The organism is Dactylosporangium sp. CS-033363, assembly GCF_050942475.1.
Lineage (GTDB): Bacteria > Actinomycetota > Actinomycetes > Mycobacteriales > Micromonosporaceae > Dactylosporangium.
Window position 1 is genome coordinate 3,405,488 of the sequence record NZ_CP192032.1, and the last position, 22,890, is coordinate 3,428,377.

The 22,890-nt window shown below is 72.9% G+C and carries 18 protein-coding genes; 10 read left to right on the top strand and 8 right to left on the bottom strand.

The genetic code is table 11. The features are described 5' to 3' along the window. Positions 1-4: 4 nt before the first annotated feature. The gene (locus ACQPZ4_RS15810) at positions 5-712 is read right to left on the bottom strand and encodes a nicotinamide mononucleotide transporter family protein (protein ID WP_433061040.1); all 708 of its coding nucleotides are present in this window, start codon (positions 710-712) and stop codon (positions 5-7) included. Positions 713-793: 81 nt separating this feature from the next. Between ACQPZ4_RS15810 and ACQPZ4_RS15815 the strand changes: the two genes are divergently transcribed. Beyond that, on the top strand, positions 794-2,446 hold the full coding sequence (locus ACQPZ4_RS15815) for a fibronectin type III domain-containing protein (RefSeq protein ID WP_433061043.1): 1,653 nt from the start codon (positions 794-796) through the stop codon (positions 2,444-2,446). 178 nt (positions 2,447-2,624) lie between these two features. Next, positions 2,625-3,908, top strand: coding sequence for an EAL and HDOD domain-containing protein (locus ACQPZ4_RS15820; protein ID WP_433061046.1), 1,284 nt, complete (start codon positions 2,625-2,627; stop codon positions 3,906-3,908). A gap of 268 nt (positions 3,909-4,176) precedes the next feature. Here the strand turns inward: ACQPZ4_RS15820 and ACQPZ4_RS15825 are convergent, their stop codons facing one another. Further along, entirely contained in the window at positions 4,177-4,962 is a 786-nt protein-coding gene (locus ACQPZ4_RS15825; RefSeq protein WP_433061048.1) for a DUF4097 family beta strand repeat-containing protein, read from the bottom strand. A gap of 147 nt (positions 4,963-5,109) precedes the next feature. Between ACQPZ4_RS15825 and ACQPZ4_RS15830 the strand changes: the two genes are divergently transcribed. From ACQPZ4_RS15830 to ACQPZ4_RS15860, 7 genes are all read left to right on the top strand, one after another. Then, complete coding sequence (locus ACQPZ4_RS15830; RefSeq protein WP_433061051.1) at positions 5,110-6,291, top strand: diguanylate cyclase domain-containing protein; 1,182 nt, start codon at positions 5,110-5,112, stop codon at positions 6,289-6,291. A gap of 72 nt (positions 6,292-6,363) precedes the next feature. Beyond that, entirely contained in the window at positions 6,364-7,767 is a 1,404-nt protein-coding gene (locus tag ACQPZ4_RS15835) for an aminotransferase class V-fold PLP-dependent enzyme (protein WP_433061053.1), read from the top strand. Further along, positions 7,760-9,688: a protein kinase domain-containing protein gene (locus ACQPZ4_RS15840; RefSeq protein ID WP_433061056.1), complete on the top strand. Its 1,929-nt coding sequence runs from the start codon at positions 7,760-7,762 to the stop codon at positions 9,686-9,688. The genes ACQPZ4_RS15835 and ACQPZ4_RS15840 overlap by 8 nt, the downstream gene beginning before the upstream one ends. Continuing rightward, positions 9,685-10,776 (top strand): hypothetical protein, encoded by a 1,092-nt coding sequence (locus ACQPZ4_RS15845; RefSeq protein WP_433061058.1) that lies wholly within the window; start codon positions 9,685-9,687, stop codon positions 10,774-10,776. The genes ACQPZ4_RS15840 and ACQPZ4_RS15845 overlap by 4 nt, the downstream gene beginning before the upstream one ends. Continuing rightward, complete coding sequence (locus ACQPZ4_RS15850) at positions 10,773-11,876, top strand: hypothetical protein (RefSeq protein WP_433061061.1); 1,104 nt, start codon at positions 10,773-10,775, stop codon at positions 11,874-11,876. The genes ACQPZ4_RS15845 and ACQPZ4_RS15850 overlap by 4 nt, the downstream gene beginning before the upstream one ends. Before the next feature lie 10 nt (positions 11,877-11,886). Next, entirely contained in the window at positions 11,887-13,839 is a 1,953-nt protein-coding gene (locus ACQPZ4_RS15855) for a hypothetical protein (RefSeq protein ID WP_433061063.1), read from the top strand. Further along, on the top strand, positions 13,836-15,683 hold the full coding sequence (locus ACQPZ4_RS15860) for an Hsp70 family protein (protein ID WP_433061066.1): 1,848 nt from the start codon (positions 13,836-13,838) through the stop codon (positions 15,681-15,683). Before ACQPZ4_RS15855 ends, ACQPZ4_RS15860 begins: the two co-directional genes overlap by 4 nt. Here the strand turns inward: ACQPZ4_RS15860 and ACQPZ4_RS15865 are convergent, their stop codons facing one another. The 3 genes from ACQPZ4_RS15865 to ACQPZ4_RS15875 are packed head-to-tail and all read right to left on the bottom strand — an operon-like array spanning position 15,684 to position 19,211. After that, positions 15,684-17,732, bottom strand: coding sequence for a DUF4132 domain-containing protein (locus tag ACQPZ4_RS15865; RefSeq protein WP_433061068.1), 2,049 nt, complete (start codon positions 17,730-17,732; stop codon positions 15,684-15,686). Between the two features lie 6 nt (positions 17,733-17,738). Beyond that, a complete protein-coding gene (locus ACQPZ4_RS15870) occupies positions 17,739-18,644 on the bottom strand; it encodes an NADP-dependent oxidoreductase (protein ID WP_433061071.1) in 906 nt (301 codons plus the stop codon). A gap of 3 nt (positions 18,645-18,647) precedes the next feature. After that, positions 18,648-19,211 carry a TetR/AcrR family transcriptional regulator gene (locus ACQPZ4_RS15875; RefSeq protein WP_433061074.1) on the bottom strand — a complete coding sequence of 188 codons (564 nt, stop codon included), beginning with the start codon at positions 19,209-19,211 and terminating at the stop codon, positions 18,648-18,650. 59 nt (positions 19,212-19,270) lie between these two features. Here ACQPZ4_RS15875 and ACQPZ4_RS15880 point away from each other — a divergent pair, with 59 nt between their 5' ends. Further along, entirely contained in the window at positions 19,271-20,011 is a 741-nt protein-coding gene (locus ACQPZ4_RS15880) for an SDR family oxidoreductase (RefSeq protein ID WP_433061077.1), read from the top strand. A gap of 14 nt (positions 20,012-20,025) precedes the next feature. On the opposite strand, the gene ACQPZ4_RS15885 is transcribed toward ACQPZ4_RS15880, so the two are convergent. The 3 genes from ACQPZ4_RS15885 to ACQPZ4_RS15895 all read right to left on the bottom strand — a co-directional run bounded on the left by ACQPZ4_RS15885 (position 20,026) and on the right by ACQPZ4_RS15895 (position 22,842). Continuing rightward, on the bottom strand, positions 20,026-20,916 hold the full coding sequence (locus ACQPZ4_RS15885; RefSeq protein ID WP_433061080.1) for a glycoside hydrolase family 64 protein: 891 nt from the start codon (positions 20,914-20,916) through the stop codon (positions 20,026-20,028). Between the two features lie 7 nt (positions 20,917-20,923). Continuing rightward, positions 20,924-21,820: a glycoside hydrolase family 16 protein gene (locus tag ACQPZ4_RS15890; protein ID WP_433061083.1), complete on the bottom strand. Its 897-nt coding sequence runs from the start codon at positions 21,818-21,820 to the stop codon at positions 20,924-20,926. Between the two features lie 74 nt (positions 21,821-21,894). Then, positions 21,895-22,842: an MBL fold metallo-hydrolase gene (locus ACQPZ4_RS15895; RefSeq protein WP_433061085.1), complete on the bottom strand. Its 948-nt coding sequence runs from the start codon at positions 22,840-22,842 to the stop codon at positions 21,895-21,897. Positions 22,843-22,890 lie beyond the last annotated feature (48 nt).

Consider the following 22,890-nt stretch of genomic DNA (forward strand, 5'->3'; position numbering starts at 1 on the left):
TTCGTCAGGCGGGGTTCAGCGCCGGTCCCATCGACCGGCGCTGGAGCCGTTCCCGGCGGGAGATGCGCAGCCAGACGACGAAGCCCCAGACCACGAAGCCGGCGTACACGGCGTAGAGGACCGCGGACGGGTAGTACCGGAAATGCAGCAGTTCCGGCACGCCGACCAGGTCGACGGCGATCCAGCACAGCCAGAAGTCGACCCAGCCGCGGGCCATCGCGTACGTCGCGGCGATCGAGCCGACGAAGATCCAGGAGTCGGCGAGGTAGTACCACCACGGGACCGGGAAGCCGGCGCCGACCGCTCGGAACACGTAGAAGCACACGATCACGAGCGCGAGTGAGCCCGCGATGAGCGAAAGGCGCTCGAATGTGCTCGCCCAGCGCGGGTGGACGGCCGGTCCGCCCTCGGCGTTGCGCGTCTGGCGCCAGCGCCACCAGCCGTACACGCTGGTGAGGACGAAGAAGACCTGGCGGGAGGCTTGGCCGTACAACGGCGTGGTCGGCGCTTCGGTGCCCGCCGCCTGCCCGACGAAGACGGTGAACAGCAGCACGTTGCCGACGATCCCGACCGGCCAGGCCCACACGCTGCGGCGCAGCCCGAAAAGCGCCGAAGCCAGCCCGAAGGCGTTGCCGACGATCTCCCGATAGCTGATCGACTGCCCGGCCGTGACCTGCCAGTGCGCGTCGTAGAAGCGGCTGATCCAGTGCACCTGCCGGACGGTACAACTTCTGCGTTGCGCTTTGTATGCGGCCGGCGGTAACTTTTGCCCCATTTGCGCGTTTTTCCTGACGTGTGGTACCCGCGCCTCGCCGCCGCGCTCGTCCTGCCCCTGCTCGCCACGCTGCTCGCCGCTCCGGCTGTTGCCGCCGTGAGACCCGATGCTTTCAGCCGTTTCGCCGGTACCGCGAAGCTGGCCCAACTCGCCGCCGAAGCCGACGGTTCCCTGGTCGGGGCCGATCCGACGGGCGATCGCGTGGTCCGCATCGCGCCGGGCGGCGACGTGACCGAGGTGGCCGGCGGGGCCGCGGCGGGGCTGGATCGGCCGGAGGGGGTGGCGGTCGGCGGGGACGGCACGGTGTACGTCAGCGACGCTCGTCACCGTGTCGCGAGGATCACGCCGGACGGGCGCCTGCGGATCGTGGCCGGCAACGGTTCGGCGGGCGCTGCTGTTCCTGGCCTTGCGCTCGCGTCGCCGCTGACCGCCCCGGCCGGGCTCGCCGCCGACCGGGACGGCAACCTCTACATCGCTGATGCCGGGTCAATCCTGCGCGTTACGCCGGCCGGCGCGTTGAGCGTTGTGGTCACTTCGGGCTCGGCCGGTTCAGGGTCGGCCGGTTCAGGGTCGGCCGGTTCGGACGGTCGCGGCTCGGATGCTGAGGTCGCCGGGCGCGGTGTTGCCGTCGATTCGCTCGGGAACCTGTTCGTTTCGGGGCCGGACTGCACCATCGCGCGCATTGCGCCATCGGGTGAGCGCAGCACGTACGCCGGTCGCGGCTGCGGTCGTCCGGTCCCTGGCCGCGCGCTCGACTCCCGGCTCGGTCCGGCTGCGCATTTGAGCACGGACGAGCACGATGTGCTGTACGTTGCCGACGCGGCCGCCGGTACCGTCGCCGCGATCGCGCCGGACGGCATGCTCACGTTGCGTGGTTCGCGCACCTCCGGACGCTCGGCTGTGGCCAATGCGGCAGGCACGGTCTTCGTCGCCGCGCCCGACGGCGTGCATCGCATCGGGCCGGCCACCCCGAGCGCGCCGCGGGACCTCCGCGTGGCGCCGCGTGATCGGGCACTGGAGGTGTCGTTTCGCGCACCGCTCGATCCGGGTACCGAGCCGATCTCCAGCTATGAGGTCAGCCTGGACGGCACCCAGACGTGGCAGCCGCTGACCACGGCGGTCGCGGGGGACCGGTTGACGGGTTCGGTTCGGGGACTGGGCAACGGCGTGCAGTACGCGGTCGTGGTGTGGGCGCGCAATGCGGCCGGCCCGTCGCCCGGGAGCACGATTCTGCCGGCCGTTCCGGGCGCGATCGTGCAGGCAGCCTTGGACGGCACCGGCCAGCGGGCAGATTCGGAGGGCACGGGCCTGCGGGCGGATTCGGGCGGCACGGGCCTGCGGGCGGATTCGGGCGGCACGGGCCTGCGGGCGGATTCGGGCGGCACGGGCCTGCGGGCGGATTCGGGCGGCACGGGCCTGCGGGCGGATTCGGGCGGCACGGGCCTGCGGGCGGATTCGGGCGGCACGGGCCTGCGGGCGGATTCGGGCGGCTCGGTCGTCCGCGCTCGGCCGGACGACGCCTTCCTGCCCGTGACCGGCGGCGACGTCGCGGGGCAGGCGAGGATGGGCGGGCTCGCCGTGCTGCTCGGTTCGGTGCTCCTGTTGATCGGCACCGCCATCCGATGGAACGGGATGGAACGCGCCAGCAGTGGAGTCCGGTCAGCCCCCTGACCCCGGCACGGCGGCCCGCACCGAGTCCGACCGCTTCGATGCCCGGTGACGGGACCGGACCCGCCGGTGGCCCGCTCCGGTTCGGTCGGATGCCCGGGCCACCGGCATGGGGCGGACCGCGGTGGCGATTTGTCGGTTTTCGCCGCATTGTCGGCGTCGGCGGCAGAGAATCGAACCCGTGGAGGAACTGGGCACCAGTGAGGTTTCGACGGCGCACGTCGGGCGGCAGCCGATCTACGACCGGGAGGGCGCCGTCGTCGCGTACGAGCTGCTGTTCCGGGCCGGCATGGACGCGTCCACGGCGGGGCGCGCGGACGACCACGCCACCGCGCGGGTGCTCGTCGCGGCGTTCACCGAGTTCGGGCTGGACGAGCTGACCGGGGGCAAGGTGTGCTTCCTCAACGTCACCGAGGCGTTCCTCACCGGCACGCTGCCGCTGCCGTTCGACTACAGCCAGGCCGTCCTCGAGGTGCTCTCCAGCGTCGAGGTCGGGGACGATCTCAAGGCCGGGCTGACGGTGCTGTCCGAGCGCGGGTTCACGCTCGCCATCGACCGGTTCGTGTGCGGCGGGCCCCGGGAGGTGCTGCTGCCGCTGGTCAGCTACGTGAAGATCGACATGCTGGGGGTCGACGAGGCCGGGGTGCGGGCGTGTGTGGAGGTCTGCCGGCGGTACCCACATCTGCAGCTCGTCGCTGTCCGGCTCGAAAGCGCCGAGTCGCTGCGGCTCGCCTTCGAGCTCGGGTTCGATCTGTTCCAGGGGCACATTCTCGGGCGGCCGCATGTGGACACCACCATGGCGCTCACGCCGGGGCGGCTTGCGCGGTTGCGCGTGCTCGCCGCGCTCACGGCCGACGATGTCGACATGGATGAGGTCGTGGCGCTCGTGTCGCAGGATGCCGGCCTGTCGATGCGCGTGCTGCGCGCGACGAACGCGGCCACGTTCGGTCTGACGCGCACGGTGTCGTCGGTGCGCGAGGCGATCGTCGCCATGGGGCTCAACCGGCTGCGCCAGTGGGTCACGCTGATGCTCGTTTCGGACCTGACGACCGCCAACCACGAGCAACTCGCGCGCATGCTGGTCCGGGCCCGGCTGTGTCAGCTGCTGGTCGACTCGTCCGAGTTCGCGGGGGCCGAGGGGCAGTCCGACGCCGCGTACCTGGGCGGCCTGCTCTCCGCCGTCGCCGACCACTTCGGCGCGCCGGTCGAGGAGGTGGTGGCCGGGCTGCCGCTGAGCCCGCAGTTGCGCGCCGCACTGCGCGCGGGGGACGGTCCGTTGGGCGCGATTCTGTTCGCCGCGCGCGCCTACACCGATCCCGACCCGGACAACGACCACGGCGAACCGGGCGCGATCGTGGCCGCGTACCTGTCCGCGCTGCGCTGGACGAACGGCGTCCTGGGGGAGCTGAGCCCCGAGATCCCCGACCGCGCCGAGGAGCGCCTCCGCGCCCTGGCCGCCGCCTGACCTGGCCGGGGCCGAGGAACGGCGCCGCGCTTCGGCCCGCCGCTTGGCCTGGTCACGCCATGCGACCTGGTGGCAGCGGAAACTCCCCGACGCGCGGCTGGAGATGAGTCCGCAAGGTGGACGCGTCGACGGATCGCACCGCGCCTCGGCGGCCGCCCGACTCGCCGGTCCGCCGACGCAAGTGGAACTCGGGGGATGAATGCCACGCCCGGTAGAGCGGCGCGCGATGGACAGGGCGCGCAGCGAGTCGGTGCGAAGGGTCGGGTTGTCAGGGCATCGCGCGCTGGATGGTGATCTGGCCGTACCAGGTGCGGGCGAACACGCGCACCCGCTCGGCGAAACCCTCCGGGCCGGTGCGCACTTCGAGCAGGTTGTGCACACTGCCCAGCGTCGAGTGAGCGTCGATGTGGGCGGCGGTGCCGGCGGCGATGCCCACTTCGATCGAGCCGCGCGCGGTGCTCAGGTTGGCCTTGCCGCGGGACAGTTCGCTCACGCGGATCGAGCCGTTGGCCGTTTTCGCGCTCACGCTGCCCGCCGCGCGGACGACCGTGATGCCGCCGTTGGCCGTGGCGACCTCGACGTCGGCCGCGCACTCCTGCAGCCGGACGCTGGCGGTGGCGCCCGAGACCTCGGCCCTGCCGTCGACGCGGCCGGCGATGACGTCGGAACCGGACGTCGAAACGTGCAGGGCGCCGACGTGCTCGAGTTGGATCGGGCCGGAGACGGTACCGAAGCGGCAGTCGCCCATCCGCCCCTCCGTGCGAATGTCGGCGCGCACCGTCTGCACCTCCAGGCTGGAGCCGACGGGCACTTCCAGGTGCACGTCGATCCCGCCGCCCGGGCGCAGGAACATCCGGTGCGGCGCCTTCACCGTCAGCGTTCCGGCGGCGTGCTCGACCGTGGTCTGCTCGGCGGCGGCCACCGCGGACGAGCTCGTCCCGGCGGGCAGGACGGCGACGGTGCTCGCGGAGCGCTCGGTCGCGACCACCCGCACGCGTCCGGTGTCGAGCACCACTTTCACCGCGACCGGACCTGGCGTGTCGAACGTGCGCATCCGCCGTCCCTTCGTGGCGCCATGATGGCGCCAGCTTACATTGGTTCATCTTGGGCGGTGTCCGGCCGATAGGGGTTCGTGTCCCGGTTCGGTGTGGTCGCAGCCGTCGGTGCGCGGCTGCTCGATGCCGCACCCGATGAAGTGCGCATGCTCCGGTACCTCACGAAAGCGCTCAACGACGAACTGCCGAACCGCGCGGTGGCCGTCACCCTGGACCCGGATGCCGAGGGTGGCGCTCCGCTCGTGGTGCACGGCCGGGCGATCGGTGCCGTGCGCGTCGATGGCGCCTTGACCGCGGAAGACGACGAATTCGTGCAGGCCTTGGCGTCCGTCGCGTCGGCGGCGCTGGAGCACGGCCGCGCCCTCGAGGCGGCGCTGAGCCTGCTGGACGACGCCCAGCGGCAGAGCCAGCTCCTCGATGCCATCTCGGACGCCGTCATCTCGTGCACGCCCGACAACGTGATCGTGTCGTGGAACGCCGGGGCGGAGCGCCTGTACGGCTACCCGGCCGGCGACGCCGTCGGCTGCGACCTCTTCGCGCTGCTGGCCACCTCGACCGGGACCGGCCCCCGCCAGGTCCTCGACGACCTGGAGTCGCTCGGCCGCTGGGACGGCGAACTGCGCGAACGCCGCTTCGACGGCGCCCCGCTGACCGTGCTGTCGTCCGTCTCGACGCTCACCGGCCCGGACGGCGCGCGCACCGGCTTCGTGTACGTCAACCGCGACGTCACCGAGCAGCGCCGGCAGGAGCACGCGGCCTCGCACGACGCGCTGACCGGCCTGGCCAACCGCCGCCGCCTGATGAACCGCATCCACGACGCCGCCGGCCGGGTCCACCGCGGCGGCGGTCCGATGGCGGTGCTGTTCCTGGACCTGAACGGCTTCAAGCCGGTGAACGACCGATACGGCCACGCCGCCGGCGACGAACTGCTCGTCGCGGTCGCGCACCGCCTGACCGCCACCGTGCGCGGCTCGGACTTCGCGGCCCGGGTCGGCGGCGACGAGTTCGTGGTGCTGCTGGAGGACATCGGCTCGGCGGCGCGGATTCCGGCGGTACTGGAGCGGATTTTGGAATCGGTGGCCGAACCGGCGCTGCTGTCCTCGGGCGACACGGTCTCGGTGACGACGGCGATCGGCGTCACGGTGGTCGAATCGCCGGACGAGGCGGCGACGGATCCGGAGCGGCTGGTGCGGCTGGCGGACGAGGCGATGTACCGGGCCAAGCAGCGCCCGGGGCATGTCGCCTTCAGCGACCCCGCCCGCGACGCCGCGTGGACCGGCGGCCCGAGGCGGCCGGAGAGCGTGGGGGCGGGGGAGTCGGGTTCCTGACGAGGCCCGGCGAAAAAGTGCCCGGCGTGCGTGGCCCGGATCACAAGGGACCACGTCTGCCAGGGAGTCGTCATGGTGCTGGAAGAGCCGCCCATCGTGCGGCGGGTCAGGGAGTCGGTCATCGGCGACGGCATGCCGGTGCAAGGGCCGTTCGGGGAGCGGCCGCTCGTCTACGCCGATCACACCGCGTCCGGGCGGGTGCTCGCGCTCATCGAGGACGACATCCGTGCGCGGGTCATGCCGTGGTACGCCAATACGCACACCGAAGCGAGCGCCACCGGGCGGCGGATGACCGCCATGCGCGAGGAAGCGCGCAAGGCCGTGCACGAGGCGGCCGGGGCCGGCGAGGACCAGGTCGTCATCTTCACCGGGTCCGGGTCGACCGCGGCGATCGACAAGTTCGTGCGGATCGTGCGGCCGGACCGGGAGACGGTCGTGTTCGTCGGGCCGTACGAGCATCATTCGAACGAGCTGCTGTGGCGCGAGTCCGGGGCCGAGGTCGTCCGGGTGCACCCGGACGACCTCGAACGCCAGCTCAAAGTGCACAGCAGACGCGCAATGATCGGCTCGTTCTCGGCGGGATCGAACGTGACCGGGGCGAAGACCGACGTCGAAACGATCAGTGCGCTGCTGCACGAGTACGGCGCGGTCGCCGCCTGGGACTACGCCGCCGCCGGGCCGCATGTGGACATCGACGCGGGCAACGGGCGCGATGCCGTGTTCCTGTCGCCGCACAAGTTTCCCGGCGGGCCGGGCACGCCCGGCGTGCTCGTGGTGCGCAAGGACCTGGTCCGCAACGCAATACCGACCGTCCCGGGCGGCGGAACGATCGTCTACGTGCACCAGAACGCGCACTACTACACGGACGACATCGTGCACCGCGAGGAAGGTGGCACGCCCGCCATCATCGAGTCCATCCGGGCCGGGCTCGTCATGGACCTGCACCGCGCGGTCGGCCAGCGCACGATGCAGACGCGCGAGGATGCGTTCCACAAACGTGCGATCCGGTCGTGGCGCGCCAACCCCGCGATCACCGTGCTCGGCGATCTCGACGGCGAGCGGCTGCCGATCGTGTCGTTCACGGTCCGGAACGTGCATCACAACCTGGTCGTCACGCTGCTCAGTGACCTGTTCGGGATTCAGGCGCGGGGCGGGTGCTCGTGCGCGGGGCCGTACGGGCACGACCTGCTCGGCATCGACGCCGCACAGGCCGAGGAGCTGGCGCGGCAGGCACGAGACGGGCGACTGGGGGTGAAGCCGGGGTGGGCCCGGGTGAGCTTCGCGTACTACCTGTCCGAGGCGCAGGCCGAGTACGTCGTCGACGCGGTTCACCTCATCGCCGAGTACGGTCCCTGGCTCCAGCGGGAATATCGTTTCGATGAGCACTCCGGTCTGTGGTGGAGCGATCACCCAGCGCACAGGCACCGGCAGTTGCGCGAGGCAGGCACCATGGACCTCGTGAGCAGCGGTGGTTGACCCGTTACGGGCGGACGACCCGCGCCGCCTCGGGCCCTACCGCCTCCTCGGGCGGCTCGGGGCCGGCGGCATGGGGCAGGTCTTCCTGGGCCGCGACGCCTCCGGTGCGGCCGCGGCGGTCAAGACGCTGCACGACGGGAGCGGGTACGACGCCGAGCTCGTCGAGCGGTTCCGGCGCGAGGTGGAGCTGGCGGCCAAGATCCGCTCGGCACACACGGCGCGAGTGCTCGACGCCGATCCGGGTGGGGCGCCGCCGTGGCTGGCCACCGAGTACCTCCCGGGGATCACCCTCGCGGAGGTCGAGGAGCTGGCCGGGGCGCTGCCCGAGGAGCTGGTCCGGCGGCTCGGGGCGGCGCTGGCCGATGGGCTGGCGGCGATCCACAGCGCGCGGGTGGTGCACCGCGACCTCAAGCCGAGCAACGTGCTCGTGCTCAAGGACCAGATCAAGATCATCGACTTCGGGATCGCGCGGCCGGACGACGCGCCGCGGCTCACGGCCTCGCAGTACTTCCACGGCACCGTCGGCTACATCGCCCCCGAGCGCTTCGCGGGCAAGGCCGGCACGCCCGCCTCCGACGTGTTCGCGCTCGCCGCGGTGCTCGTGCGCGCGGCCACCGGCCGGCTGCCGTTCGACGGGCGGACCATGGCCGAGTACCTCTACGCCGTGCACTACAGCGCCCCGAACCTGGTCGGCGTCCCGGCCGGGATGACCTGGACGCTGCGCAAGTGCCTGGAAGCGGCCCCCGAGGACCGGCCCACCGCCCGCCAGGTCCGCGAGCGGCTCGCCACCGGGCTCAGCGAGGCGGCCGGGCCGTGGCTGCCCGCGCCGGTGCTCGCCGCGATCGCCGCCCGCGAGCAGGCCGCCCGCACCCTGCTGCGATCCGGCCGCAACCGGCCGTGGCGGGCCGGGCACGCGATGGCCCGCAGCGAGATCGTCGTCGGCCGGGACACCGTGGTGGTGAGCGCGGACGACGGTCTTCACGCGTTGGAAGCCGGCGACGGTACCGAACGCTGGCGCCACCCCGAACCCGCCGCACCCGGACACCGCCCGGTGGTCGCCGGCGAAACGCTCATCAACACGACACAGACGAGCACCGTCGCGCTCGACCTGCGCACCGGAACCGAGCAGTGGCGCGTCCCGGTGGTCGCGCACAGTGAGCCGGTGTACGCGAACGGCCAGATTCACGTGCTCGGTCCGGGCAAGCGCAACCTGTTCGCCGTCGACGCGGGCACGGGGGAGGAGACGTGGCGCACGGCCGCCGCGGCGCTGCGCCCGGTGCCGCTGCCGGGCGGCGTCGCCATCGTGCAGGGGCGCATGGTGCGGGAGCGGCGCGGCGACGGCACCGCCGGATGGGGCCACGGCGAACTGCCCGCCCCGGCCGGCGCCCTCGCCACCGCGGGCGACCTGGTGCTGGTCCGGGCGGGTGACGAGCTGCTCGCCCTGGGCGTGCACGACGGCGTGCCGCGCTTCCGCCGGGCCGGGCTGCCGCCGCGGGTCGCGCCCACCGCGACCGCCGAGATCGTGGTGCAGCCCGCGGCCGGTGAACTGCTCGGCCTCGATCCGGCCGACGGGACGCTGCGCTGGAGGCGGAGCGGGGACGGCGTGGCACAGGCAGTACACGGGACGGTCTTTGTCACTGAACCCGGCGGGGTGACCGCGTTGAGCCCGGACGGAGAGATCCTGTGGCGGGTGCCCGGGGTCGCCGTGTGGCCGGGTGTGCACGCGACCCGGACACTGGTGTTCGTGGTCGACGCCGGCGTGTTGTGCGCATATGAACGCCACGACGGCACCGCCCGATGGTCCGCGCCGGACATCGTCGTCACCCGCGCGCCGGTCGTCGGCGACGGTGTCCTGTACGTCGACAACGGCTACACCTTGTTCGCCATCAACGCCGACGACGGGGAGCGACTGCCCACATGACGGTGCACATCGAGTTCGATCCGGACCGGCGCTTCACGGACCAGTTCGAGCTGCAGTGGGGCCGGCTGAGCGCGACCGGTGAGCGAGTGCTGCGCAGAACTGCGCGAAACGCCGACGCGCAGCGGCTCGTGCACGCCGAGGTCCACGCCGGGAACCTGCTCGGCGCGCTGCCGGGCAGCACCTACCCGCCGCAGCTGTCCCGGGTCGTCGACCACGACCTCAACGCGGCCAGTCCGCACGTGACCAGCACGTACCGGGGGGTGCCGGTGGCCGGGCAGCCCGGCGCGCCGCTGCCCGAGACGCTGCTGACCATCTTCGGCGACCTGCTCACGGCGATCCAGAACCTGGCCAAGGCCGGGCTCACGCACGGCTCGATCATCCCCGAGTTCGTCCTGTGGGACGGCAGCCACGCGCAACTGGTCAACCTCGGCGAGACGGTCGCGGTCGGCGAGCCGGCCCGGGCCGCCCTCGACCCGCAGTGGCAGCCGCCGCCGGGCCCCGACGGGCTGCGCCTGGCCACCGAGGCGCACGACGTCTACCAGGCCGGCATGGTCGTGTTCTGCATCGCGCTGCAGCACGGGCCGGCGGGGGCCGCGGCGGCCCGCGAGGAACTCGGCATCGGCGGCGGCTCGGCGCTGTCCGCGCTGCTCGAGGGGGTCTTCGCCGACGACCCGCGGGACCGCCCCGACGCCCACGAGCTGCTGCGGCGCGTCGAGGACGCGCGCTACGAGCCGGTCTGGCAGAGCAGCGACCCGTCCGACGCCACCACGGCCACGATCAAGATCCCGCAGCAGTACTCCCCGATGCCCGCCGCCACCGCCGCCGCCGTCGCCCGGGCCGCCGTGCCGCTGAGCCCTTCGCGCGACGAGTTCCGGCGGCTGGTGGACGCCAAGCGGCAGTACCGCGAGGAGCGCAACGCCCCGCAGCGCGTCGCCTGGCGGTTCTCGCGGGGGCTGCTCGACGTGCTCTGGTACAGCCGCGACGAACTTTCCAGCCGCATCATCATGGGCGCCATCGCGCTCGTGGTGGTCGGCGTCCCCCTGCTGCTCGTCATCCTGATCGCCACCAATCTGGGAGGCTCCAAGTGAACCTCGCGAGCCCGAGCCGGCTGCTCGGCCGCGTGCTCTGCCCGATCTGCCTGCAGTGGATTCACTGGAGCAAGGCGCAGCGGGTCGAGGTCGACGTGGAGACCCAGCAGCACCGCCCGTTCCGCCCCCGCGGCGCCGACGAGACCAAGGAGGCGTTCGCCGAGCGGCGGCTGGGCGCCCAGCGCTCGTGCACGCTCATGCGCGACGGGATGGCCACCACGCACTACCTGCCCGACCGGTACGGCGACTACGGCGACCCGATCGTCATCGGGCTCGTCGGGCACCGGGCGGCCGGCAAGACCCTGCTGCTGGCCGCGATGGTCGAGGCGCTGCGCAACAACCTGGAGCTGGCCGACCTCGGGCTGCGCGTCGAACGGCTGGACGAGGCGATCGAGCACAACTACATGACCCGGTTCGTGGAGCCGTTCTGCCACCGGCGCGAGCAGCTGCCACTGACCCAGATCAGCCCGATCGCGTTCAGCTATGTGGCCAAGGTGTACAGCGCACACGCGCGCCGCGACTTCGCCGTCGCCTTCTTCGACGTGGCCGGCGAGCAGTTGCGCCGCCGCCGCTCGGGCGACCGGTTCCTGGACACGTCGTTCCTCTCGGCCGTCAACGCGCTCGTCTTCGTCGTCGACCCGGAGAAGGCGCTGCCCTCGGCGCTCGGCGAGCCGGCCACGGTGTACGGCGACCCGGCATTCAACGCGGTCATGGACCGGCTCGTCGAGGTCCGCGGCGAGAAGGCGACCCAGTTCCTGCCGATCCCGGCGGCCATGGTGGTGGCCAAGTCCGACCTGCTCGCCCCGCGCCGCCCCGAGGTCGCGCGCTGGCTCAACCGCGACGACAACGTGCGGCTGAACACCGTCGCCGAGGAGAGCGAGGAGGTGTACGAGTTCCTCGCCACGAACGGCGCCGAGCGCTTCCTGCCGCCGGTGAACCGGGTCAGCGACGTGAGCCTGCACTACGCCTCCGCGGCCGGTGTCGCGCCGGTGGACGGGCACTTCCCGGCCGAGGGCTTCGGCCCGCGGCGGGTGCTGCGCCCGCTGCTGTCCCTGTTCGCCATGACCGGCGTGCTCGACCGGTCCGTGCTCGGCAACTGAAGGAGCGCCGATGACGCAACCTACGGGCCGCATCGACCAGATCGTGTTCCGCTGGCGGGCCCGGGCGGCGGCCGGCGGCGGCCAGGACGGGGTCGGCCCCGACGCCACCTCCCTGGCCGAGTCGGCGGTCGCGTGGTGGAACGAACGGCTGGCCCTGCGCATCACCCGCGCGCCCGGGCGAAACGAGCGTCCGTCTCTGGCGTATCTGCGCATCGAGGGCACCGGCGTGATCCTGCACAAGGTGCCCGCCCGCGACGACAAGAACCGGCCGGGCGCCGCGATCGCGCACGCCCTCATCGGCCCGGCCGAGCTCGTGAACGTGCAGCTCGCGCTCGGACTCGAGCACTGGCCGCACTGGGCGGGGCACAACGACCCCGGGGCGTACCCGCCGGGCCGGCTCGGCGCGGTGCCCTACGCGGCCCTGCGCGAGCACGCCGACGCGGCCAACGCCCGCCCGCCGGCCGACCCCGGCGCCGCCTTCGACGAGCTCCTGGACCGGGTGCTGGCCAACCCGGCCGCCCCGCTCACCGTCGTCATGCCCGACGCGCCCGCCACCGCGATGGTGCGCGGGCTCGTGGACGTGCTCGGCGATGTGCGCGACCTGACGTTCGCCGCGAACGAGGACGACGACACCGACCCGGATCTGCCCCGGCTGGTGTTCCTCGACGCGGTCACGGGCGGGAGCGGCTATGCGGCCACCCGCGAGCGTCTTTACCCCGGCAACGGTACCGCCCGAATCGACGGCTTCGCGCAACAGCTCGCCGACATGTGGCGGCGCGGCGGGGCGGCCGAGCTCGCCCCACTGCGCGGCGGCCGGGCCCTCGCCGGGGCCGCCGACGTGCGGCAGTGGCAGAGCGACGTGGTGGTCGGCGGGCGCATCCTGCAGACCACGCTCCTGCAGGCGGTCGCCTCCGGCCAGGCCGCGCCCGAGCACCTGGACCTGCTGCGCACCGAGGCCGGGCAGCGCCAGATCGAGGCCGAGGCGGCCAAGCTCAACGACGGCGACCTCGCCACCACCTACCAGGCGTGGCAGCCCTCCGGTGCGCTCGGCGCGCAGTACCCGGGCGCGAGCCAGGTCATCACCCGGCTCGTCGTGCAGCGGGCGATGCGCTCCGGGGCCAGCAAGGCGCTGCGCGAGTCGCTGCGCCGCTCCGCGTTCGACCCGGCGCTCATCGACGCGCACCTGCGCGCGTGGGCCGGCCACGGCCGCAACGCGAGCGCCGCCCCGGCGTCCATTGTGGAGCTCGCCCAGCTGGCGTCCTCGTTCGGCGTGCCGCCGGCGTTGCAGTCGCCCGGGATCCGCGCACTCATGGACCGGATCGCGCTCGCCGACCTGATCGAACTGGCCAACCGGCACACCGGCTCCGATGTGCAGATCACCGAGCTGTTGCTGAGCGCGGCGGAGAACCGGCGGTTCGAGCAGGAGGCGCTCGACTCCGCGCACACCGCGCTCGAACGGACCGACTTCCTCATCTACTGCATCCCGTTCCTGCCCGGCGATGCGCAGGTCGCGCAGGACCGGTGGTACCGGCTGCTGTTCGCCGTGTTCGGTGCGCAGCTGGAGACCGAGAACGGCCGCGCGCTCCACGACGTGCTGAAGTTTCTGGCCCGGGAGGACGCACCGGAAGTACCGCCGCCGCTTGCCTTTGCTCTTCGCAGGTTTCCGCAGACCCTCGTGGGCAAGGCGCGGGTCGACCAGCTCGCGGCGCGCGACTTCTATCTGGCGGCGGGGCTCGACGACATCTGGCCGGAGCGGGCCGAGCTGCTGCTCGCCGAGCGCCGCACGACCGTCCGGCAGCGCCCGGTCGCCGCGCTCGCCGGCACCGTCACGCGCTCGTCCGCCGCGCCGTCGCCGGCCTCGCGCATCTCGTCGCGGTTGCTGCTGATGGTCGGCGGGGCCGCGCTCGTCCTGGTCGCCGTCGTCGCGGTCGTCATCTTCGCCCTGCAGGGGGGTTCCCAGTGAGCGAATTCCGGCTGAGCATCGACTACGGAACGACGAACACCGTCGCGTACCTGCAGCCGCCGGGCGAGATGCCGTTCGCGCTGCAGTTCGACGGGCGGCCGCTGCTGCCCTCGGCGGTGTGGGCCGACGAGCACCGCTCCCTGGTCACCGGCAACGCGGCCGTGCGCTCGGCCCGCCTCGACCCGGGCCGCTACGAACCCAACCCGAAGCGGCGCATCGGCGAGAAGCGGGTCCTGCTCGGCGGCGACGAGTTCGACATCGCGCAACTGATCGGGGCGACGCTTGCGCAGGTGTACGCCGAGGCTGTCCGGCTGGCCGGAACCGATCGCCTGCGCGTGGTGCTGACGCATCCCGCCGCGTGGTCGGCCGACCGGCAGGGCGTGCTGCGCGCCGCGGCGGGGCACGCCGGGCTGCACCAGCCGACGCTCGTCAGCGAGCCGGAGGCGGCCGCGGCACAGCTCATCGCGTCCGGGGCCACGGTCGCCGACGGAGACCCCCTTGTCGTGTACGACCTGGGCGCCGGAACCTGCGACGTGACCGCCGTGCTGCGGACCGGCCGGGAGTTCCAGCAGCTGGCCAAGGCCGGGCTCGCCGACGTGGGCGGCCTCGACCTCGACGAGGTGGTGCAGAAGCGGGTCGGGCGCTCGGTCGGCGACCGGTACCCCGACGAGTGGGCCCGCCTCATGGAGCCCGAGGGCCCGGACCGCTGGTCGGCCCGGCTGCTGTGGGACGACTGCCGCGGCGCGAAGGAGCGGCTGAGCACCGAGCGCGTGGCCCGGGTGCAGGTGCCGCTCGTCGACGAGGACGTGTCGGTGACGCGCGGCGACTTCGAACGCGACGCGCGCGCGTTGTTGCAGCGGACGGTGTCGATGACCGACCAGGTGCTGCGGCGGGCGAAGATCGGGCGGGACGACCGGGCGGAGCTGTTCCTGGTCGGCGGGGCGACGCGGACGCCGCTGGTGGGGACGCTGCTGGGCCAGGCGACGGGGCGGTCGCCGCGGCGGGTCGAGCATCCGGAGCTGGTGGTGGCGGAGGGGGCGCTGCGGTACCTCGCGATGCAGGCCAACGAGCCGCCGCCCCGCCTTCGGACGACGCCGTTGCCGGCCACGCCCTCCTCGGCTCCGGTCTCGCCGCCGCCGTGGATTCCCGTGCAGGACGGGGGCACGCTGAAGGAGCCGGTCGTGACCGGTCCTCCGTTTGCTCCGCCGACCGGTCCCCAGGCCGTGCCGCAGGGCGTGCCGCAGGCCGCTCCGACGCGGCGCGAATCGGTCACCGTGAAGATGCCGTCGCCGCCGCCCGGGCCCGCGTTTCCGCCGCCGCCTCCGGGTGCGGCCGGGGCCTACGGCCCGCCGCAGCAGGACAAGCGCAAGCTGATCCCGAACCCGTACCGCCATCACGGCCCGGCCACGTTCCGCTTCGCCGCGGTGTTCGTGCTCGGCGTGATTCTCGGCCTGTTCGACGGCGTCCTGTTCACGTTGCTGAGCTGGCTGCTCATCCTGGGCGGCGGCGCGGGCCTGGGGTGGAAGCTGTTCCAGTGGGCGGTGAGCGCCCGCGACACCCGCCCGACGCGCATCGACGCGAGCGGCATCACGGTCACGCTGGGCGGCCACGACACCACGTTCCCGTGGTCGCTCATGGCGACGGTGTACATCCGGCCGTACCGCGCGAGCCGCTGGCTGGTGTGCACGCCCGCGAGCAACACGGCGCTGGGCAGCGACCACGGCACGGCCAGGTTCTGGTCCCGCCCGTACAGCGTGTTCTTCCTGACCAGCACCAGCGCGTTCGGCGACGAGCTGGTCAAGGAGGCCCTGGAGCAGCACGCCGGCGACCGGTACGCGCACTGATCATTCCTTCAACGCGAAGAGCGCGACGAGCAGTTCGGACAGCGCGGCCGGGTCGCAGTCGCCCAGCGGGGTGCGCCGGGCGAGCTGCCAGTGGCTCGACCAGGCGTCGTCGGCCCAGATCTCGGTGATCCACTGCGGCTGGTCCGGGTCGCGCACGACGGTCGGCACGCCCGGGCTCAGCTCGATCAGCAGCGACCGTCCGCCGGGCAGCGGATGGGCGAGCTGGGTGTGCCGGTTGCTCGCGGTCTGATACGCGTTGCCGTGCCACCGCCGCCCGTTCAGCAGCGCGTCCACCCGCCCGGTCGCGACCGGCCCGAACCCGGCCAGGCTCGTGGCCGCGCGCTCGCCCTCGGTCAGCACCGCCACGGGCCGGTGGACCTGCGGGAACGGCTGCAACACCTCGTAGTCGAGCAGCAGCTGCGACCATCCGGCGAGGTCGGCCCCGAGGTCTGCGGGGTGTACGACGGCGATCTGCGCGTCGGGATGCACGGTCGTGCTCACATCGCGCACGTCGGCGAAGCTCCCGTCCTCGGCGACGCGGAACGCCCGGTCGCGTTCGCCCCACAGCAGCCGGCGCGCGAGCGGACCGAGGATCGGGTGCGGCAGCAGCACCTCGTGCAGATCCCGCGCGGGACGCAGCCGCCGGGTGAGCATGTCCTGTTCGAAGCGAACAGTGTGCGCCACCGCGGTCGCGCGCAGCTCCTTGGTCAGCTGCTGAAACTGCTTGTACGCGTCGGGATTGGTGTCCTTGGCTCCGGGCTTGGGCGGACGCGCCATTCGACGCCCGTCGCTGTCTGTTGCGAACGGCGTCAGATGCTCGTCCGTGTCAACCGCGAACACCCGCCCGCCGTAGTCGATCGTCAGCCCGGCGTCGAGCCCGTGCGTGCTGGCGAGCCGGTCGGCCAGCTGCGTCGGCGACAGCCCGCGCCGCGCGGCGGCCTGGCGGAGGTAGTCGTCCGCGCGATCGTTCATGGCGCCGCCGGACATGTTCGCCGCGATCGCCAGCAGGTGCCGCAGCGCCGCGTCGCTGCCGACCGTCGCGAGCACCGCGTACCCGTCGATGGCCCGCGCGTACCGGCTCTTGGGCGGCCAGGACCGGATCAGCGGGGCCAGCTCGTCCATGGTGGCGTCGTCGCCGATGTGCGCCTGCGCGAGCAGCACCCACGATTCGGCCGCCGGCATCTTGTCGTCGAGCCAGGCGCGCAGCAACGCACGTCCGAACGCCGCCAGACTCGCCCGCTCGCACCGCGCAACCATCCGCTCGAGCTCCGGTCCGGCCGCGGCGACGAGCGGTTGCACGGCCGCGGAGGATTCGACGACCACCGGGACCGTCGGATCGCCGGGCGCGGGTTCGGGCGCTTCCGCCAGCCGCGACCGGGTCAGCAGGCGGATCAACCGGGTCGCTTCGTCATCCGTCAGCGTCCCGCGCACGGACCGCGCCCACCGCGGAAGCCTTCCCTCCGACCCGAGCGCGGCGACCATGGCCGGCGGCAGCAGCGACTCCGGCAGCACCGCGGCGGACAGATATTCGAGGGCGTCCTCCGCGTTCTGCCGCGGCCGCCCCGGCTTGCCGTGGGCGAGCGGCTCGAGCGTTCGCACCGCCGTCTCCGCGTGCCGCCGCAACCACAGCCGCGCGAACAATCGCGACGATCCGAGGTTGCGCAGCCACCCGGCGACCAGCACGGCGACCTCAGGTGCGCGGAACGGCAGCAGCACGAACCCCAGCCCGTCCGCGTTCGCCTCCGCCTCCTGCAGGGCCAGCGACAGCGCGTCCAGCTCGAACCGGGCCACGGCGACCCGGACCAGGTCGATCCGCTGGGTCTGCCACACCGGCAGGGGTGACGGCAGCAGCCGGCTCGCCGCCGCCGAAGGGCCGCGCGACAGCAGCCACGCCACCTGGGGCGGGGTCAGGTCGGAGAGCCGGCCCGCGCGGGTCGCCAGCCCGGCCCAGTCCGGCTCCTCGCGGCCGTGGTCGAGGGCGGCCGCGCGGGACAGCCAGGAGTCCCGTTCGCCGGGGTGCCAGACCATGAGCGGAGTGTCAGGTGCCACGGCGCCCTAATGTGCCAGAAGCACGAGCTTTCCGCGTACCCTGCCGTGCTCGCTCACGCGGTGCGCCTCGGCCACGTCGGCCAGCGGGAAGGTCTGCGCGACCGGCAGCGCGAACCGGCCGGCGTCGATCAGCGGGCCGATCTCGGCCAGGGCGTGCAGGGCGCGGCCGGTGTCGCCCCGGCTGAACCGCACCCCGTGCTGCTGCGCGCCCGCGAAGTCGGCGATCGTCACGACGCGGTCCGGGTCGCCGCCGGCCAGCGCGATCAGCTCCGGGAGCACGCCGCTGCCCGCCACGTCCAGCGCCAGGTCGACGCCGTCCGGGGCGAGCGCGCGCACGCGCTGGGTCAGGCCGTCGCCGTACGGCACGGAGAAGGCGCCGAGCGAACGCACGTAGTGCTGGTTGTCCGCGCCGGCCGTGCCGATGACCCGGGCGCCGCGGGCCACCGCCAGCTGCACCGCGGCGCTGCCCACGCTCCCCGACGCCCCGCTGATGAGCAGCGTGCTGCCGCGGGCGACGCCGAGCTGGTCCAGGGCGCGCCAGGCCGTCTCCACCGCGGCCGGGAGGGCGGCCGCCTCCGGAAAGCTCAGCGAGGGCGGGATCGGGGCCCAGTGCGACAGCACCGCCAGCTCGGCCTGGGCCGCGCCCGCGGTGGAGAAGCCGTACACCCGGTCGCCGAGCGCCACGCCCGCCACGCCGGGCCCCAGCTCGTCGGCGACGCCCGCGGCCTCGTAGCCCAGGGTCTGGGGGAGCTCCTGGTCCATGAGCCCCTCGCGCTTCTTCCAGTCGCTGGCGTTGACCCCGGCCGCGTGAACCGCGATCCGGATCTCGCCCGGCCCGGGATGAGGCTCGGGGAGGTCGGCGAGTTCGAGAACCTCAGGGCCGCCGAATCGGCTGAAGCGCACCGCCTGCATGGCTCACATTGTCGCAGCTCGCAGCCCGTCGACCAGGATGGACAGCAAACGCGGACCGCGCGCGTCCAGTTCCGCGTCGTCCAGCCGGGACAGCCAGCTGATCAGCACGATCACGTCCCGGGCCTCCGCGTCCGGCCGGACGGTGCCCGCCGCGCGGCCCGCGACCAGCAGCAGCTCCACCGCGTCGCCGATCGGGCCCAGGCTGTGGGCGGCCAGGTCGCGCCAGGTGGCGGCCTCGACGGCGGCGAACACGTCGCGCTTGATGCGGGCGTACGCCGCCACGCGGTCGAACCACGCCGCCAGGGCGTCCAGCGGGGGAAGGGTCTCCAGCAGGTGCGGCGCGGCGGCCACGAGCTCGCCGACCTCATGGCGGTACACCTCGGACAGGAGGTCCTCGCGGGTCGGGAAGTGCCGGTAGAGCGTGCCCTGGCCGATCCCGCACGCCTTCGCGACCGCGTTCAGCTTCAGCTCGCCGGGCTCGCGGACCAGCTCGCGCGCGGCCTGCAGGATGCGCTCCCGGTTGAGCCGGGCGTCGGCCCGCAGCGCACCCGGCGCAGAAGCGGACACGTGTCCGCTAGACTCGGAAGGAGAACCGGACATGTGTCCACTATAAGGGGAGGGCCGCCATGGCCATTCGGGGCAAGGTCGTCGCCATCACCGGGGCCAGCAGTGGGATCGGTGCCGCCACCGCTCGGCACCTCGCCGGGCGGGGGGCCACCGTGGTGCTCGGCGCCCGCCGGGTCGAGCGGCTCGACCGGCTGGTCGGGGAGATCCAGGCGGCCGGCGGTACCGCTGCGGCCATGAAGGTCGACGTCGTCGACGCCGCGGACCTGGAGGCGCTGGTGGGGTTGGCCGTCGAGCGGTTCGGGCGGCTCGACGTGCTCGTTGGCAACGCGGGGGTCAGCCGGATCGGGCCGGTGGCCGACCTCGACCTCGCGGGGTGGTCGGCCATGGTCGACGTGAACGTCAAGGGCATCCTGCACGGGATCGCCGCGGCGCTGCCGGTGTTCCGCCGCCAGGGCTCGGGGCACCTGGTGACCGTCGTGTCGACGTCGGGGCTGAAGATCGTGCCGACGCAGGCGGTCTACGCCGGGACGAAGAACGCGGTCCGCACGCTGCTGGAGGCGCTGCGCCAGGAGAGCACCGACGGGGTGCTGCGCACGACGTCGATCTCGCCGGGGTACGTGCGGACCGAGCTCATCGACCACGCCGTCGACGATCCCGCGGTGCGGGAGCAGGCCCAGAAGCACATGGCGGAGCTCGGCATCGACCCCGACGCCGTCGCGCGGGCCATCGCGTTCGCGATCGACCAGCCCGACGACGTCGAGATCGGCGACCTCACGATCAGGCCGACCCGCCAGAATTGAGCCTCAGCCGAGCGTCACCAGCCGACGGCGATCAGCATGTACTGCGGATTGTTCAGCGCGATGAAGCTGCTCTGGTTGGCGGCGTCGTCGTACGGGAACCCGTACGCCTTGCTGCCGACCGCGTGGTTGTGCCAGAACCGGGCGTAGTAGTTCGCCGGCGCCGCCTGGTAGAACTTGCTCACGTCGCCCCACTGGCCCTGCGGCAGCTGCGCCACGTGGCGGTTGAGGGCGCCGCACAGCGCGGCGTTCGAGGCCAGCGAGCCGGCGCAGCCGAACACGTCACCGGTGGACACGTTCAAACCCAGGGATGACGTGTACGCCTTGTAGTAGTTCTGGTACTGCCCGCCCGGCAGGAACTGGGCGGACTTGCTCGGCGCGAGGATGCGGTACGGCGCCTGCACCTGGGCGAGGTGCTTGAACTGGGCCGGCATCGCGTTCACGAACTCCTGGAACGTGGCGTTGCGACCCTGCGCGAAGACCGCCTGCGTCTCGCCGACCGTCGCCTCCTGGCCGCCCTTGGTGTGCACGCGCAGCGCGAGCTTGAGGCCGAAGCCGTCCACCCGCGTGGTGTTCACGCCGATCCAGGCGGCGGTGGTGTTGAGCTCGACGAAGTCGGAGTACTCGCTCGTCGGGGTGCCGAGGTGGAAGTACATCCGCGCGGCGGAGATGACCGGCACGTCGACGAACTGCTGCTCGGCGATCGAATGGGTCTGGCCGTTGAAGGTCCAGAACACCTTGCTGTCCGGGTACTGCCCGTTCGTGCGATTGAGCACCTTGAACGTCATGACCCGGCTGGAGACCGGGATGCCGGTCGTGGGACCCCAGAAGTCGGCGGCCGAGGCGGGCGAGGCGGCCAGAGCGACCAGCAGCACCGCGGGGGCCAGGAGAGCGAGAAGGCGGCGCATCAGGGCCTCACTTCCGGTAGACGGCGACATAGTCGATCTTCATCGCCTGGCCGCCCACCGTGGCCGCGTTGGGGCCGCCGCCGAAGGCACCGGGGAAGCCGCCCCCGATCGCCAGGTCGAAGATGATGAAGAAGGGGTGGTCGACGGCGTTGCTCCAGGTCGCGGCCGGCACCTGGTTGGCGTTCACGGTGAAGTAGTTGGCGCCGTCGCGGTACCAGCGGATCTGTTCGGGCTTGACCGAGCGGTCGATCTGGACCGCGTAGGTGTGGTAGCCCGTCTGGCAGCCGTTGCAGGCGCGCTCGCCGCTGCCGATGCCGGTCGACTCGTTGCACGGGCCGCCGGGGTTCGTGCCGCAGTGCAGGGTGCCGAAGACGGAGCTGCGGCCGTTGACGTCCTCCATGATGTCGACCTCGCCGGAGGTCGGCCACGGGGTGCCGGTGCGCAGCGGGGCGCCGAGCATCCAGAACGCGGGCCAGTAGCCGGCGCCGTTGGCCGTGGTCACGTCCGGCTGCTGGATCGAGGCCTTGACCAGCAGCACCCCGCCCGCGCCGGCCCCGAACGTCGCCTTGGTCTCGATGCGTCCGGAGGTCCAGCCGGTGGCCGGGTCGGTGCCCGCGTGCTTGGCCTTGATGATCAGGTGGCCGTTGCCGTCGCGGTACACGTTCTGCGTGCTGCTGGTCATGGTCTCGATCTCACCGGTGCCGAAGCTGCTGCCCGGGCCGGTGTCGTAGATCCAGGTCCCGGTGTCGAGGCCGGTGTTGGCCGCGCCGTCGAAGTCGCTGGCCCAGATCTGCGTGAAGCCCGCGGGCGGGGCCGGGATCGCGGCGCTCGCGGCGGTGCCGGGCAGCACGGCCCCCGCGGTGATCAGGCTTACGACGGTGGCGGCCCTCGTCAGCCGTTGCATTGACATAACTCACTCCCATCGACGATCTCCAACCACGATAGAAGTAAGTCGATGCCCTGAATGTAAGAGTCTTGTCAGAAGGTGTACGGCGTGTCGTACTCCGGCCGCAGCACCCGCGCCCGCGGCGACACCCGCCGGATCTCGGCCACGAACGCGTCCAGCTTCGCCGCGTCGGCGGCGGGCGCGACCGGCGGGTTCTGCAGCGGCCGCTCGAAGTCGTCCCAGTGCACCGGCACCACCACCCGCGGATGATCGAGGGCCGAGAGCAGCCGCGCCGTGTACTCGTGCACGACCCCGCCCGACGGCAGCGCCACCATCGCCACGTCCGGCGCGAGCCCGGTCAGGTTGCGCTCGACGAAGTCGCTGCCGCCCATGAAGAACACCTTCGGCCCGCCCGCGATCGACACCTGGTAGGCGAGCGTGTCGCCCTCCGGCAGGTCCGCGATCGTCCGCGGCGCCGCCGGCTGGGTCACCCGCACGCCCGGGAAGGCGAGGGAGTACGCGGGATTGCGGCTGTGCAGCGCGGCCACCACCTCGACGGTGTAGCCGCCGAAGTCGAGGACCTCGCCGCCCTTGACCGGCACCGCCTGCGCGGCCGGTACCCCCGAGGCGAGCCCGAGGTGGTACGCCGTGAGCGTCCCCAGCACCCGCACGCCCGCGACCGTCTTGGCGATGTGCGGCACGTCGTTGAAGTGGTCCCAGTGCGTGTGCGTGACGAGCACCGTCTCGGGCGTCCCGATCCGCGCCGCGACCGCGGAGGCGTCCACGCGCAAGGGCGTCGCCGGGTCGAAGGCGCCCGTGAACAGTCCGGTGGGGTAGCGGCTCAGGTACGGATCGACGAGCACCGTGCGGCCGGCGACGTCGATGCGCCAGCCGGAGGTACCAAACCATCGAAAGGTGCCGTTGCCGGACCGTGCGGCGCTCGCGGGGGCCGAAGTGGCCGCGATGCCGGTGAGCACGGCGGTGCCGGCGACGGCGGTGCGAATCAGGGTGCGTCGGTTCAGGTCGGTCGTGTCGGACATGTCGACCACCCAAGCATCGCCCGGCCCGGCCTGTCCAAGACCGACGGG